Annotated in this window: 14 protein-coding genes; 7 read left to right on the forward strand and 7 right to left on the reverse strand. The window is 60.8% G+C overall.

From position 1 onward, the window contains the following. Positions 1–16 precede the first annotated feature (16 nt). Entirely contained in the window at positions 17–664 is a 648-nt protein-coding gene (ccmA, locus tag GR197_RS06055) for a heme ABC exporter ATP-binding protein CcmA (RefSeq protein ID WP_164007570.1), read from the reverse strand. A 261-nt stretch (positions 665–925) separates the two neighbouring features. Between ccmA and acnA the strand changes: the two genes are divergently transcribed. The 3 genes from acnA (at position 926) to GR197_RS06070 (ending at position 5344) form a co-directional block, all read left to right on the forward strand. After that, positions 926–3616 (forward strand): aconitate hydratase AcnA, encoded by a 2691-nt coding sequence (gene acnA / locus GR197_RS06060; protein ID WP_164007572.1) that lies wholly within the window; start codon positions 926–928, stop codon positions 3614–3616. 235 nt (positions 3617–3851) lie between these two features. After that, the gene (locus GR197_RS06065) at positions 3852–4592 is read left to right on the forward strand and encodes a DUF1223 domain-containing protein (RefSeq protein WP_164007574.1); all 741 of its coding nucleotides are present in this window, start codon (positions 3852–3854) and stop codon (positions 4590–4592) included. A gap of 350 nt (positions 4593–4942) precedes the next feature. Further along, positions 4943–5344 carry a DUF2794 domain-containing protein gene (locus GR197_RS06070; RefSeq protein ID WP_164007576.1) on the forward strand — a complete coding sequence of 134 codons (402 nt, stop codon included), beginning with the start codon at positions 4943–4945 and terminating at the stop codon, positions 5342–5344. Positions 5345–5404: 60 nt separating this feature from the next. On the opposite strand, the gene GR197_RS06075 is transcribed toward GR197_RS06070, so the two are convergent. The 4 genes from GR197_RS06075 to GR197_RS06090 all read right to left on the reverse strand — a co-directional run bounded on the left by GR197_RS06075 (position 5405) and on the right by GR197_RS06090 (position 10227). Continuing rightward, a complete protein-coding gene (locus GR197_RS06075) occupies positions 5405–5962 on the reverse strand; it encodes a GNAT family N-acetyltransferase (protein ID WP_164007973.1) in 558 nt (185 codons plus the stop codon). A gap of 109 nt (positions 5963–6071) precedes the next feature. Beyond that, positions 6072–6800, reverse strand: coding sequence for a Bax inhibitor-1/YccA family protein (locus GR197_RS06080; protein WP_164007578.1), 729 nt, complete (start codon positions 6798–6800; stop codon positions 6072–6074). Between the two features lie 179 nt (positions 6801–6979). Then, complete coding sequence (locus GR197_RS06085) at positions 6980–9523, reverse strand: ABC transporter permease (RefSeq protein ID WP_164007581.1); 2544 nt, start codon at positions 9521–9523, stop codon at positions 6980–6982. Next, on the reverse strand, positions 9520–10227 hold the full coding sequence (locus GR197_RS06090) for an ABC transporter ATP-binding protein (RefSeq protein WP_164007583.1): 708 nt from the start codon (positions 10225–10227) through the stop codon (positions 9520–9522). Before GR197_RS06090 ends, GR197_RS06085 begins: the two co-directional genes overlap by 4 nt. 73 nt (positions 10228–10300) lie before the next feature. On the opposite strand from GR197_RS06090, the gene GR197_RS06095 reads away from it, so the two are divergent. Both GR197_RS06095 and thpR read left to right on the forward strand, forming a co-directional pair. Continuing rightward, positions 10301–10945 (forward strand): arylesterase, encoded by a 645-nt coding sequence (locus GR197_RS06095; protein WP_164007585.1) that lies wholly within the window; start codon positions 10301–10303, stop codon positions 10943–10945. A 68-nt stretch (positions 10946–11013) separates the two neighbouring features. Further along, positions 11014–11607 carry an RNA 2',3'-cyclic phosphodiesterase gene (gene thpR, locus GR197_RS06100; RefSeq protein WP_164007587.1) on the forward strand — a complete coding sequence of 198 codons (594 nt, stop codon included), beginning with the start codon at positions 11014–11016 and terminating at the stop codon, positions 11605–11607. On the opposite strand, the gene GR197_RS06105 is transcribed toward thpR, so the two are convergent. Beyond that, the gene (locus GR197_RS06105; protein WP_164007590.1) at positions 11514–12014 is read right to left on the reverse strand and encodes a low molecular weight protein-tyrosine-phosphatase; all 501 of its coding nucleotides are present in this window, start codon (positions 12012–12014) and stop codon (positions 11514–11516) included. The two genes, thpR and GR197_RS06105, sit on opposite strands and share 94 nt — an antisense overlap. Before the next feature lie 35 nt (positions 12015–12049). Here GR197_RS06105 and GR197_RS06110 point away from each other — a divergent pair, with 35 nt between their 5' ends. Both GR197_RS06110 and GR197_RS06115 read left to right on the forward strand, forming a co-directional pair. Then, a complete protein-coding gene (locus tag GR197_RS06110) occupies positions 12050–12355 on the forward strand; it encodes a 4a-hydroxytetrahydrobiopterin dehydratase (RefSeq protein WP_164007592.1) in 306 nt (101 codons plus the stop codon). 64 nt (positions 12356–12419) lie between these two features. After that, positions 12420–12812, forward strand: coding sequence for a YkvA family protein (locus GR197_RS06115; RefSeq protein WP_164007594.1), 393 nt, complete (start codon positions 12420–12422; stop codon positions 12810–12812). Between the two features lie 98 nt (positions 12813–12910). On the opposite strand, the gene GR197_RS06120 is transcribed toward GR197_RS06115, so the two are convergent. After that, the gene (locus GR197_RS06120; protein ID WP_164007596.1) at positions 12911–13471 is read right to left on the reverse strand and encodes a sigma-70 family RNA polymerase sigma factor; all 561 of its coding nucleotides are present in this window, start codon (positions 13469–13471) and stop codon (positions 12911–12913) included. Between the last annotated feature and the right edge of the window lie 107 nt (positions 13472–13578).

A 13578-nucleotide genomic window follows, 5' to 3' on the forward strand; every position in this document is an offset into this window, starting at 1 on the left:
GCGACACCGAAAGCCATCATCCCCACACCCCCTGATCCACACCGGCAAAGCCCGTCATCTTCAATTCCTGCGCTTTTTCCAGCCCCAGCGGCTGATGCGTCGCCGCCAGCACGATGCCGCCTTTGGCGAGGTGTGCTTCGATCAATTCGGCCAGCAGCCGGTCGGCGCTGGCATCGAGTGCGGCTGTCGGTTCATCGAGGATCCATAAGGGGCGGTGGGCGACGAGCAGCTTGGCGAAGGCGAATCGACGCTGCTGGCCGGCGGAGAGGTAACCGAAGGGAAGGTGGGTGATCCCCGACAGGCCGACGGCGTCAGCGGCGTCCTCGACGGAGAGGCCGGCAGAGCCTCCCATACCGCCAAAAAAGCGGCACCAGAAAGCGAGGTTTTCTGCAACCGTAAGTTCATTCTTCATCGCATTTCGATGGCCAAGGTAGTGGCTGACCTCGGAAGGATGGCGGTCTTCCCTGCCCCCTCCGTCATGGAAGATGACGGCGCCTTTTTCCGGCCTCAGGAGGCCGGCGACAACCCGCAGCAAAGTGGACTTTCCCGATCCATTTCTTCCCGTCAGAATAAGCGCCTCGCCGGCTGCCAAGTGAAAGGAAATGTTAACGAAAATCAGATCCTCACCGCGCCTGGCAGCCAGATTTTCGGCGGTGAGATGCATGCGTCGGCTCTTTCTTCGTTTCGGGTCGCGGCAGGGTCAAAAAATCTCCGATTTTGACCACGCTCGGGTATGGCAAGTTTTTAGGAAATTATCTATAAGAGCCGCAACCACGCCAGCGGTCGGCGTGAATTTCATCCTTGCGCCGAACTTGGAGCATCTGTTCCACGTGCGGACAGCGGAAATGGCCGTACCCGCATCCTGATGTGCATTAAGTGCATAGGCGTTCGCACGACTGTGTTGGCTATCAGAACGGGGTTTCTCGTGTCTAAATCTCTTGACAGTTTCAATTGTCGTTCCACGCTTTCCGTTGGTGGAAAGGACTATGTCTATTACAGCCTGCCCAAGGCTGAGGCAAACGGTCTGGCCGGCGTCTCGAAGCTTCCCTATTCGATGAAGGTGCTGCTCGAAAACCTGCTGCGCTTCGAAGACGGCCAGTCGGTCACCAAGGAGCATATCCTCGCTGTTGCCGAATGGCTGAATAATAAGGGTGCGGTCGAAAACGAAATTGCCTATCGCCCGGCGCGCGTGCTGATGCAGGACTTCACCGGCGTTCCGGCCGTCGTCGATCTTGCCGCGATGCGCGACGCGATGGTGTCGCTCGGCGGCGATCCCGAGAAGATCAACCCGCTCGTTCCCGTCGATCTCGTCATCGACCACTCGGTCATCGTCGACGAATTCGGCACGCCGCAGGCGTTCGCCAGGAATGTCGAGCTGGAATACCAGCGCAACGGCGAGCGCTACCGGTTCCTGAAATGGGGCCAGCAGGCCTTCAAGAATTTCCGCGTCGTGCCTCCCGGCACCGGCATCTGTCATCAGGTCAATCTCGAATATCTCGGCCAGACCGTCTGGACCAAGGAAGAGGACGGCGAGACGATCGCCTATCCGGATACTTGCGTCGGCACCGACAGCCACACGACGATGATCAACGGTCTCGGCGTGCTCGGCTGGGGTGTGGGAGGTATCGAAGCTGAGGCGGCGATGCTCGGCCAGCCGGTCTCGATGCTGCTGCCTGAAGTCATCGGCTTCAAGTTGATCGGCAAGCTGAAGGAAGGCGTCACGGCGACCGACCTCGTCCTCACGGTCGTGCAGATGCTGCGCAAGAAGGGCGTCGTTTCGAAGTTCGTCGAATTCTTCGGCCCCGGCATGGACAACATGCCGCTCGCCGACCGCGCGACGATCGGCAATATGGGCCCGGAATACGGCGCCACCTGCGGCTTCTTCCCGGTCGATGGCGAAACCATCAACTACCTCACCGTGTCCGGCCGCACGCATGACCGGATCGCGCTCGTCGAAGCCTATTCGAAGGCCCAGGGCATGTGGCGTGACGGCGACGGTTCAGATCTCGTCTTCACCGATACGCTGGAACTCGATCTCGGCGACGTGGTGCCGTCGATGGCCGGCCCGAAGCGTCCGGAAGGCCGCATCTCGCTCGAGAACATCGCGACCGGCTTTGCCGGCTCGATGGATGCCGATTACAAGAAGCCGGGCCAGCTCCACAACCGCTACGCAGTCGAAGGCACGGATTTCGATCTCGGCCATGGCGACGTGGCGATTGCCGCCATCACCTCGTGCACCAACACCTCCAATCCGTCGGTGCTGATCGCTGCCGGGCTTCTGGCCCGCAACGCGGTTGCCAAGGGCCTGAAGACCAAGCCCTGGGTGAAGACCTCGCTGGCACCTGGATCGCAAGTCGTCGGCGAATATCTTGCCACATCAGGGCTGCAGGCGGATCTCGACAAGCTCGGCTTCAACCTCGTCGGCTTCGGCTGCACCACCTGCATCGGTAATTCCGGCCCGCTGCCGGCGCCGATCTCGAAGACGATCAACGACAAGGGCCTGATCGTTTCCGGCGTCCTTTCCGGCAACCGTAACTTCGAAGGCCGCATTTCGCCCGACGTGCAGGCGAACTACCTGGCTTCGCCGCCGCTCGTCGTCGCCTATGCGCTCGCCGGCACGGTGCAGATGGATCTGACCAAGGAGCCGATCGGCGAAGACCAGAACGGCAATCCGGTTTATCTCAAGGATATCTGGCCGACCTCGCACGAGGTGCAGGAGTTCATTCAGAAATACGTGACCCGCGAACTTTACGAAAGCAAGTATGCCGACGTCTTCAAGGGCGACGTCAACTGGCAGGCCGTTCAGGTTCCTCCGGGCCAGACCTATGCCTGGGACGACGATTCGACCTATGTCCAGAACCCGCCCTATTTCGTCGGCATGGGCAAGAAGGGCACCGGCATCGCCGATATTAAGGGCGCCCGCGTCCTTGGCCTGTTCGGCGATAAGATCACCACCGACCACATTTCGCCGGCCGGTTCGATCAAGGCGGCATCCCCTGCAGGTGCCTATCTGCTCGGCCATGAGGTCGCAGTTGCCGACTTCAACCAGTACGGCACGCGCCGCGGCAACCATGAAGTGATGATGCGCGGCACCTTCGCCAATATCCGCATCCGCAACCATATGCTCGGCCCGAACGGCAAGGAAGGTGGCTACACCATCCACTACCCGTCGAAGGAAGAGACTTCGATCTACGACGCCGCGATGCAGTACAAGGCCGAAGGCGTGCCGCTCGTCATTTTCGCCGGTGTCGAATATGGCAACGGCTCCTCGCGCGACTGGGCTGCCAAGGGCACCAACCTGCTCGGTGTCAAGGCTGTCGTTGCCCAGTCCTTCGAGCGTATCCATCGCTCGAACCTGGTCGGCATGGGCATCATTCCCTTCGTCTTCGAAGAGGGAACGACCTGGCAGAGCCTCGGTCTGAAGGGCGACGAACTCGTCACCATCGAAGGTCTGGAGAAGATCAAGCCGCGCGAGAAGAAGATCGCCAAGATCACCTATGGCGACGGCACTGTGAAGGAAGTTCCGCTGCTGTCGCGCGTCGATACGCTCGACGAGGTGGTCTACCTCAACAATGGCGGCATCCTGCAGACGGTTCTGCGCGATCTCGCTGCCTGATTGTTAAGAGCTTCATAATATGATGATGGCCGCCGGAGAGCAGTTTCCGGCGGCTTTTCTTGCGGCGACGGTATTTGAGGGACCTCACGATGATTTGTTTTATGCGGGTTCCGGTTGCGCTGCGCCTCACCCGTTCGTGACTTTTCGTTTGGACCCGGAAGGATTATTCGTACGTTCATATGTCAGGGCCTCCGGTTCGAACACGCCGTCGGCGCTGAAAAAGAGGTGCAGGTGAATGTCCCCCCGTTTTCTGATTCCGCTGATCGCCGGCGTTGTTCTCTCAGGCCCGCTGCAGGCCGAAGACGGCACGCCGAAAGGTGTCGTCGAACTGTTTACGGCGCAGGGCTGCTCCTCCTGTCCTCCCGCTGATGCCGCTTTCCGCAAGTTGGTCAGCCAGGGCGATGTCATCGCGCTCGCCTATCATGTCGATTACTGGAATTATCTCGGCTGGGCCGATACGCTGAGCTCAAAGGAAAACACCGAGCGGCAATATGGCTATGCGAGGACGATGGGCCGCAGCAACGTCTACACGCCGCAGGCGGTCGTCAACGGGCGCGATCATCTGGCCGGCGCCGATCTCAACGGTATCAACGGCAAGCTCGATACGTATAGCGGCGAAGGCAACGGGCTGACCGTGCCCATCAGCGCGTCGATGCGCGGCGACGAGCTGGAGATCAAGATCGGCGCGGGACAGGGCAAAGCCAATGTCGTGATGGTCTATTTCGACAAGGAAAAGACCATCGACGTCGAAAAGGGCGAGAACAGCGGAAAGAAGATTTCCTATCTGCACAGCGTCACCAATGTCGAAACCGTCGGCATGTGGGACGGCAAGGCGACCAGTCTGACGCTGCCGGCCAGCGTCCTGCAGCGGCCGCAGCTCGAAGGCTGCGCGATCCTGCTGCAATCGGCGACCGACAACGGCGATCCGGCTGCGATCCTGGGGGCGACGGTGGTGATGGCTGGCAAAAATATCTGAGATTTCATCCGCTTGCGGATGAAGTACCGGGTGGCCCGGCTGAGCGTATTCGGGGCTGGGGTTAAGGTCGATACGCTCCGCCGGGCCCTTTGGCGCGCTGGCGCCAAACCGGGATTCATAAATCCCCTGCAAATGAGGCACTGTTTTGACTGAAATGCGGCGCTGCCGAGAAAGCGACAGCGCTATCATGTACATCGCACGATGCGCCGATTCAAAATGCTACGGCATCCTTGCGCGCCTGACGCGCGGCGCTGGAGTGCGGCCGAATGTGACGGCCGGCACTCTTGCAATTTACGGCGGCTCGGGCAAACTGTCACTCTCCTGTCACATGCAGAGGCCTTGGAGACTGAATGACAGATCAGCCGGATTTGCGACACGGCGAAAGCCGTTCCGTCGACAATAGTTCCTCAGTCGTCGTCGATCTCAGGGAATACAAGCAAAGCAAGGATCCGCTTCCGGTGACCTTTCATCGGCGCGAACTGGATGCGATCCTCTGGATCTACGGCCGTATGGTCGGTGACGGCGAATGGCGCGACTACGCTATCGATCATCTGAAAGACAGGGCGGTGTTCTCAGTCTTCAAACGCTCAGGTGAAATGCCTCTCTTCCGCGTCGAGAAAAATCCCAAGCTTGCCGCCAAGCAGGGCGCTTATTCGGTGATCAACGTCCACGGCACCATTCTGAAGCGCGGTCACGAGCTGAACCAGGTGTTGAAGGTGTTCGACAAGGCGCTGAAGCTGGTCGATAAGTAAGCCGAAACATTCTTTTCTGCATGTCCCCCGGAACCCGTGCACACTTCCTGATGATATGCATCAGCCGGCAAACAGCGTGCCGGGATAGGTGGACGAATCCGGATCGGTCGTCATACCTTCGCCGAGGACGCGCTGCATGAGCATCGTATCCAGCCAGCGGCCATGCTTGTAGCCGGCGCCCCGCATCAGGCCGACCTCCACGAAGCCCGCCTTGAGATGAAGCGCGATCGAAGCGGGGCTGGCGCCGCCGATGACGGCAATCATCTGACGAAAACCGAGACTTGTGCAGCGGTCGATCAGCTCGGTCATCAGTGCTTTGCCGATGCCGCGGCCGCGGGCTTCGGGCGCCAGATAGATCGAATCCTCGACCATCCAGCGATAGGCCGGACGGACGCGAAAGGCCGAGGCATAGGCGTAGCCGAGCAGCTTTCCGTCAGCATCGGCTGCGGCGATATAGGGATATTGCTGACCGATGATCGTCGCAAACCGTTGCGTCATTTCGATCTCGGACGGCGGCGTGATCTCATAGCTCGACGTGCCGTTCAGGACGGATTCGCGATAGATTTCGGCAATGGCGGGGATATCGGCTTCGGAAGCATTGCGCAGGAGGAAGGACATTTCGGCGGCAGGTCCATCGGAGGGCAAGGTCTTTCCTAAACCATTCCGCGAAAGCCGGCGCAACAAAAAAGGCGGCCGAAGCCGCCTTTTCGATGTCAGTCTGTCCTGCTTACTTACGGTTGCCCATGAATTGCAGCAGGAACATGAAGAGGTTGATGAAGTCGAGATAGAGCGTCAGCGCACCCATGATCGCCTTGCGGCCGGCCACGGCGACGTCATCGGCTTCCAGGTACAATTCCTTGATCCGCTGCGTGTCGTAGGCGGTGAGGCCTGCGAAGATCAGGACGCCGATCGCGGAGATCGCAAACTGCAGCGCAGACGACGCCAGGAAGATGTTGACGATCGAAGCGATGATCAGGCCGAAGAGACCCATGATCAGGAACGAGCCCATCGCCGACAGATCACGCTTCGTCGTGTAGCCGTAAAGCGACAGCGCGCCGAAGGAGGCGGCGGTGACGAAGAAGGTCTGAACGACGCTCTGGCCGGTGTAGACCAGGAAGATCGACGACAGCGACAGGCCGACGAGTGCGGCATAGACCCAGAAAGTCGTCTGGGCGGCGGCCACGCTCATGCTATTGATGCGGAAGCTCAGGAAGAAGACGGCCGCAAGAGGCGCAAGGATGACGACCCAGCGCAAAGGCGACTGGAACAACAGCACGCCGAACTGGGTGAGCTGGCCGTCCTGAACAGCGAAGTTAAATCCGAGATATGCGGCCACACCGGTGATCGCCAGACCCAGCGCCATCAGGTTGTAGACCTTGAGCATATAAGTGCGCAGGCCTTGATCAATCATCTCGCCGGTCTGCGCGCGGCTTTGATAGTTACGAAGGTCAGCCATAGTTTCCTCTTACAAGCTCCGATGGAAATACGGTGTCGGGTTTTCGACCCGGGCGCCGCTGCGGAGCTCCAGCATGCCTGCAGACAATATGAGGCTTTCGCCGATCGCAAACAAGAGGCTTGCAAAGGCTCGGTCGGTTAAATCGCCGTAAGGTGAAGGGTTTGGGCGCCGCTATCCGGTCAGAGTTCGCGCAGGACGGGCGCCGCCTTCTGCCCGAGGATCCGCCAGGTGCCGATGAGGCCGATGCCGACGGTGAGGACGAGCGCGGTCACCAGCGTCAGTCCCGCCACATCGGGCAGGAAGGTCGAGGGCAGGCGCATGATGCGGGCGACGATGAACCATGCGGCAACGCCGCCGGCGATCAACGCGAAGATCGCGGTCGCCAGCCCGAGGATCAGATATTCGTAGCTGAAGGCGCGAATCAGCATGGCGCGGGTGGCGCCAAGCGTCTTCAGCACCACCGCATCGTGGGTGCGCGCCCGGTTCCCGGCGGCAAGCGCGCCGGCCAGCACGAGGATCGAGGCGATGAGAGCAACGGAGGCTGCGGCGCGAATTGCAGTCGCAAGCTGGCCGACCAGCTGGTTGACGATATCGATCGCGTCCTTGACGCGCACGCTGGTGATCGTCGGATAGGTGTTGGTGACGGATTTCAGGATCGCTGCATCCTCGGCCGGTGTCGAGGAGGGATCGGTCAGCGTCGCTAGCCAGGCATGCGGGGCGCCGCGGAAGGTGTTCGGCGAGAAGACCATGACGAAATTGATCGACAGCGATTCCCATTGGACGCGGCGCAGATTGGCGATCTTCGCGGTGATGTTGCGGCCGAGCACGTTGACGGTGATCTTATCGCCGATCTTCAGGCCGAGTTCATGCGCCTCTTCCGAGGAGAAGGAGACGAGCGGCTCGCCGCTGTAATCCTTGTCCCACCAGCTGCCTTCGGTAAGCGCGGCGTTCTCCGGCAGGGTGTCGGCATAGGTTATGCCGCGATCGCCGTTCAGCACCCAGCGGCCGGCGGCCGGCACGTTCATCTTGGTGACATCTTCGCCGTTGAAGGCGACGATCCGGCCGCGCAGCATCGGCACCTCCACGAGCTTGCCCTTCGGCGCTTGCGCCCGGACGAGATCGCGGAAAGCATCGACCTCGGCGCTCTGGATATCGACGAAAAAGAAGTTCGGCGCGCCCTCGTTCATACGGCCGGTCAACTGCTGACGCAGGTTGCCGTCGATCAAGGTCAGCGTCACCAGCAATGCCAGGCCAAGGCCGAGCGAGAGCACCACCGAGGGCGTCAGTGCGCCGGGGCGGTGGATGTTGCCGATTGCCAGCCGCAATGCCGGCGAATTGACCCGCGGGCTGCGGCGCGCAAGCCAGGCGATCGCTGCTGCGACCAGGCGGAGGGCGATGAAGGCGAAGACGATCGCACCGACGAAGACGACGGCGATGAAGCGGTCATAGGCGGTGAGGATGGCAAGGCCGGCAAGGGCGGCCATGAACAGCGCGGCCAGCAGGATATAGGGCCAGGAGGGCAGGCGGCGGACCTCGAAACCCTGCTCGCGGAAGAGTGCCGTCGCCGGCACTTCGCGGGCGTGGCCGAGCGGCAGGATGGCGAAGGCGAGTGTCGTCAGGATGCCGAAGAGCGTGGCAAGCAGCAGGGCGCCGGGATAAAGGGTCGGCGCTGTGGATACCGGCAGGAATTGCGCCAGGAACTGCGCGGCGAAGATCGGCGATAGAGCGCCGATGACAAGGCCGATCAGGATGCCGCCAAGCGCGATGATGGCGATCTGGAAGAGATAGATCAACACCACGACCTGCGCCGGCGCACCGAGACATTTGAAGGTGGCGATGGTGGTGCGTTTGGAATCGAGGAAGGCGCGGACGGCATTGGCGACACCTACGCCGCCGACGATCAGCGCGGTGAGGCCGACCAGCGTCAGGAACTGCGAGAAGCGGGTGATGTTTTCGGTGAGCGAGGGCGCGGCGCGGTCGCTGGTCCGAACAGCCCAGCCGGCGGAGGGGAATTCCTTGGCGGCGCGCGCCTGGATGCCGGACATCGCGCCCCTGTCTTCCAGCCGGATCTTGTAGGCATGTTCGACCAGGCTTCCCGTCTGGATCAGCCCGGAGGCTGCGAGCGCCCGGCGGCTGACGAGCAGGCGCGGCGCAAAGCCAAAACCCTCCGACAATGCATCCGGTTCGGTTTTCACCGTGCCGGTGATGCTGAGCTTGACGTTGCCGAGCAGCAATTCGTCGCCGACCGCAAGCCCGAGCCGATCGAGAAGCAGCGGAGCTGCAACCGCACCATAGGTGCCGCCTTGGCCTGAAAGCAGCGCTGCGAGCGGATAATCCGGCTCGGCCACGAAGCGGCCGTAGAGCGGGTAGGCGTCATCGACGGCCTTGACCTCGACCAGCGCCTGATCGGAACCGTCAGGTTTGCGGGCCATCGAGCGCAGGCCCGTCGACACCGAAACGGTGCCGAGGCCGTCGAGGAAGCCCATTTCCTCAGGCGTCGCCTCGCGATTGTTGAGCTCGAAGCGCACGTCGCCGGCCAGCAGCTCCTGCCCCTGCGAAGCGATCGTGTCGGTGATTGACTGCGAAACGGAATTGACGGCGGCGATGGCGCCGGTGCCCAGCGCGATACAGGCGAGGAAGATGTAGAAGCCGCGAATGCCGCCGCGCAGCTCGCGGAGCGCCAGGCGAAAAGCGAGCGAGACGCGCGGCGTGACGATGCTCATGCGATTGCCGCCGCGTTGTGGCGGGCGGCGCTGTCGCCTTCGATCCTGCCGGAGCGGACGCGGATCTGGCGCGAGCAGCGGTTTGCGAGCGAGACGTCATGGGTGACGAGAAGCAGGGTCATGCCGCGTTCGACTTGCTTTGAAAACAGCAGGTCGGCGATCTGGCGACCGGTCTCGGTGTCGAGATTGCCTGTGGGTTCATCGGCGATCAGCAGGGCGGGCGAAGGGGCGAGCGCCCTGGCGATCGCCACGCGCTGCTGTTCGCCGCCGGAAAGCTGGCCGGGATAGTGGTTCAGCCGTTCGCCGAGGCCGACCGATTTCAGCTCGCGATGGGCGATCTCGAAGGCATTGCCGACATTGGCGAGTTCCAGCGGCACGGCAACGTTTTCCAGCGCCGTCATGTTGGCAATCAGGTGGAAAGATTGGAAAACGATACCGATGTTACGGCCGCGGAAATCGGCGACCTGATCCTCGCTCAGCGCGTGGAGCGGCGTGTCGTTGATGTTGATCTCGCCGCTGTCGAGTTTTTCCAGCCCGGCCAGCACCATCAGCAGGGTCGACTTGCCGGAACCGGACGGGCCGACGATGCCGACCGATTCACCGGCAGCGATATCGAGATCGATGCCCTTCAGCACATGCACGGAGGCGGCTGCACTGCCGAGCGTCAGATCGGCGCCCTTCAACTCGATGATGGTTTTTGCCAACAGAAATCGCCCTATATAAAATCCATAATCGAATGGCCGCATAACAGCACTTCGCCAATCTAGGGAAGCCAGAATGAGATTTAAAGTTGCCGCGCTTCAATTCACCGTCATCGCCGTCTCGCTGATCTTTGCCGCTGCAGCCGATGCCCGGACGATCAATCTCGTCGGTTTCGGGGACAGTTTGATGGCGGGCTACCAGCTGCCGCCCGGCGACGGCTTTCCGGAAAAGCTGCAGGCGGCCCTGAAGGCGAAGGGGCTCGATGTTGCCGTTGCCAATGCCGGGGTCTCCGGCGACACGACGTCAGGGGGACTTGCGCGCATCGATTGGTCGATACCTGACGGCACCGATGGCGTCATTTTGGAGCTTGGCGCCAATGATGCGTTGCGCGGCATCCCGCCTGAAGAAAGCGAGAAGAATCTCGATCAGATGATTGCTCGGCTAAAGGATCGCGGGATCGCCGTTTTGCTTGCCGGCATAATGGCGCCGCCGAACATGGGAGCGGATTATGCGGCGCGGTTCAATCCGATTTACCAGAGACTTTCGGAAAAACACGGACTTCCGCTCTATGCGTTTTTTCTCGACGGTGTCGCGCTGGATCCAGGGCTTAAACTCGAAGACGGCATGCATCCGAACACGAGAGGTGTCGAGATCATGGTCAGGAAGATGGAGCCCGCCGTCACAAATTTCGTCGAAGCGATTTCTTCTGTGAAGAATTAGGGACTTGCGCGGCTGTTGATTGCGTGATTCCGTGTAAGCATCTGCAAAAGATTCGGGGAGTGCTCGTTATGCCGAGACTGTTTACCGCCCTCGAAATTCCGCGCAATGCGGCGATGAGCCTTTCATTGCTGCGCGGTGGCCTCCCCGGAGCACGATGGATCGATGTGGAGAATTACCACATCACGCTGCGCTTCATTGGTGATGTCGACGGCCGCACGGCCGATGAAATCGTAGAACGCCTCGACCGGATCGACCGGCCGGAATTCCAGTTCCGGCTCGAAGGCATCGGTTCCTTCGGCTCGAAGAAACCGCATTCGGTCTGGGCCGGTGTTTCGCAATCGCCTGAAATGCATGCGCTGCAGGGTGAGATCGAGCGCATCTGCCAGCGTATCGGCCTGCCGCCGGATCCGCGCAAATTCATGCCGCATGTGACGCTGGCGCGGCTGAAATCGTCGCGGCTCGACGATGTCGTGCAATATCTGGCGGGACGCGGCAACTTCCACACCACAACCTTCACCGCGCCGCGCTTCGTGCTGCTGTCGTCGCGCGAATCGGTCGGCGGCGGCCCTTACCTTACCGAGGAAGTGTTCCCGCTGCACGAGGCGCGCTCGACGCCCAGCGTTTCGAGCAGGCTGCTGCAGCCGGTCAAGAGCCTGGCGTAGACCAGCTCGAAACCTGCCGGGCCGCCATAATAGGGATCGGGAATATCCTCTCCCGTTTTGAGCGCGATATCACCGAAGAGGCGAATGTTTGCCTCAGGCGGCGCGATCTTCTCGAGTGCTGCCAGGTTGTCGCGGTCCATGGCCAGGATCAGATCGAAATCCCTGAAATCGCTGGAGCGGACACGGCGGGCACGCTGTCCTGAAATATCGATGGCGTGATTTTGAGTGGTGGCAATCGACCGCCGGTCGGGCGGCGCGCCTTCATGCCAGCCGCCAGTGCCGGCGGAATCGACCGTGAAACGGCGGGTCAGGCCCGCCTCGGCGACCAGGTGGCTGAAAATTCCTTCCGCGAGTGGAGAACGGCATATATTGCCCATGCAAACGAAGAGGATGCTGATGCGTTTCATCGATAGACCTGTCGGACACATAGGAGGAGCATGGCATGAAAATGGAAAGACTTGAACGGACGGCGGTCGAGGCGCAACTGGCGGAGCTTGCAGGCTGGGCGCTCAATGATGCCGCCTCTTCGATATCGAAGAGCTTCAAGTTTGCAAACTTTGTCGAGGCTTTCGGTTTCATGACGGAGGCGGCGATCACGGCCGAAAAACTCAACCACCATCCTGAATGGTTCAACGTCTATTCCAGGGTGGACGTGACGCTGAACACGCATGATGCCGGCGGACTGACGGAGCTGGATTTCAAGCTGGCCAAGGCGATGGAGAAGGTTGCGGCGCGACGCGGCGTCTGAAAGCGGGGCGATTGAAAGAGTGGGCGCCATCCCCATATGTTCGCATGGACGAAAGGAGGCAGGGATGAACGACGTCAAATTCGGGGAAATCCTGTTGCCGGGCGACGAGGACACGCAGAGCCGACGGGAAAAGACCGTAAGGCAGAAATTCTGGCCGACTTTCCGGCGGGCTGTGCGGCAGATTCCCTTCTCACGCGATGTCGTTGCCGGTTTTTACTGCGCGCTCGATCCGCAGACGCCGACAAAGGTTCGCGGCGTGCTGCTTGCTGCGCTTGCCTATTTCGTCATGCCGATCGACATGATCCCGGATGTTTTCGCCGTCATCGGCTTTTCCGACGATATTGCCGTGCTCTCGGCCGCCTTCGCCATGGTGCGTGGCCATATCCGCCCAGGTCACTATGAGGCGGCCGACCGCGTTCTGGCCGACCAGACTGAAGATACGATGAAGACGATCTAAAGCGCGTCGCATCAAATCTGATTCATGTGACGTGCTTTAATCCTTTGTTTATGCATGTCGTTATCCCGGAACCGCTGCACACTTCCGGGCGACATGCATTAGGCCATCTCGCGTTCCAGCACCTTGCGGAGCTTGGCGAAGGCAAGCCGGATACGCGACTTGACCGTGCCGAGCGGCAGCCCGGTCGCTTCGGCGATTTCCGAATGCGATTGACCGAGGAAGAAGGCGGCGCGCAGCATGTCGCGCTGCTCCTCCGGCAATTGGCCGACGGCGGCGCGTATCCTGGCGTCGCGATCGTCATTGGCGATGATTTCTTCCGCGCCGATATCGGCCGGCGGCTGCAGGGCCGGATCGGTCTCATCAATGATGCGGGTATTGGTGCGGCGCTGCAGGTCGATGCGGCGGTTGCGGGCAATGCGGAAAAGCCATGTGGAAAGCGAAGATCGCGTGGCATCGTAGAGATCCGCCTTGTGCCAGAGCACGATCATGATCTCCTGAACCAGTTCCTCGGCCTCGCCTGACGTCATCTTCTGGCGCATCAGCCAGGCTTTCAGCCGGGGCGCGAAATAGTCGAACAGGATGGAAAAGGCCTGCTGGTCGCGATCTCTGGCGACGGCCTTCGCGAGGGCAGCGAAACGCTGTCTTTCCTCGGCATCCATGTCTCCTCACCAGCCCCCTGCGCAATAAAATCGTATCGGATTTCCAAGTCTTAATGAGGTACAACGGATTTGGGAAAGGTCAAACTCTTGCCTGAATCTTTGTGTCT

The organism is Rhizobium phaseoli (assembly GCF_010668805.1).
In the GTDB taxonomy this organism is placed as follows: Bacteria; Pseudomonadota; Alphaproteobacteria; order Rhizobiales; family Rhizobiaceae; genus Rhizobium; species Rhizobium phaseoli_A.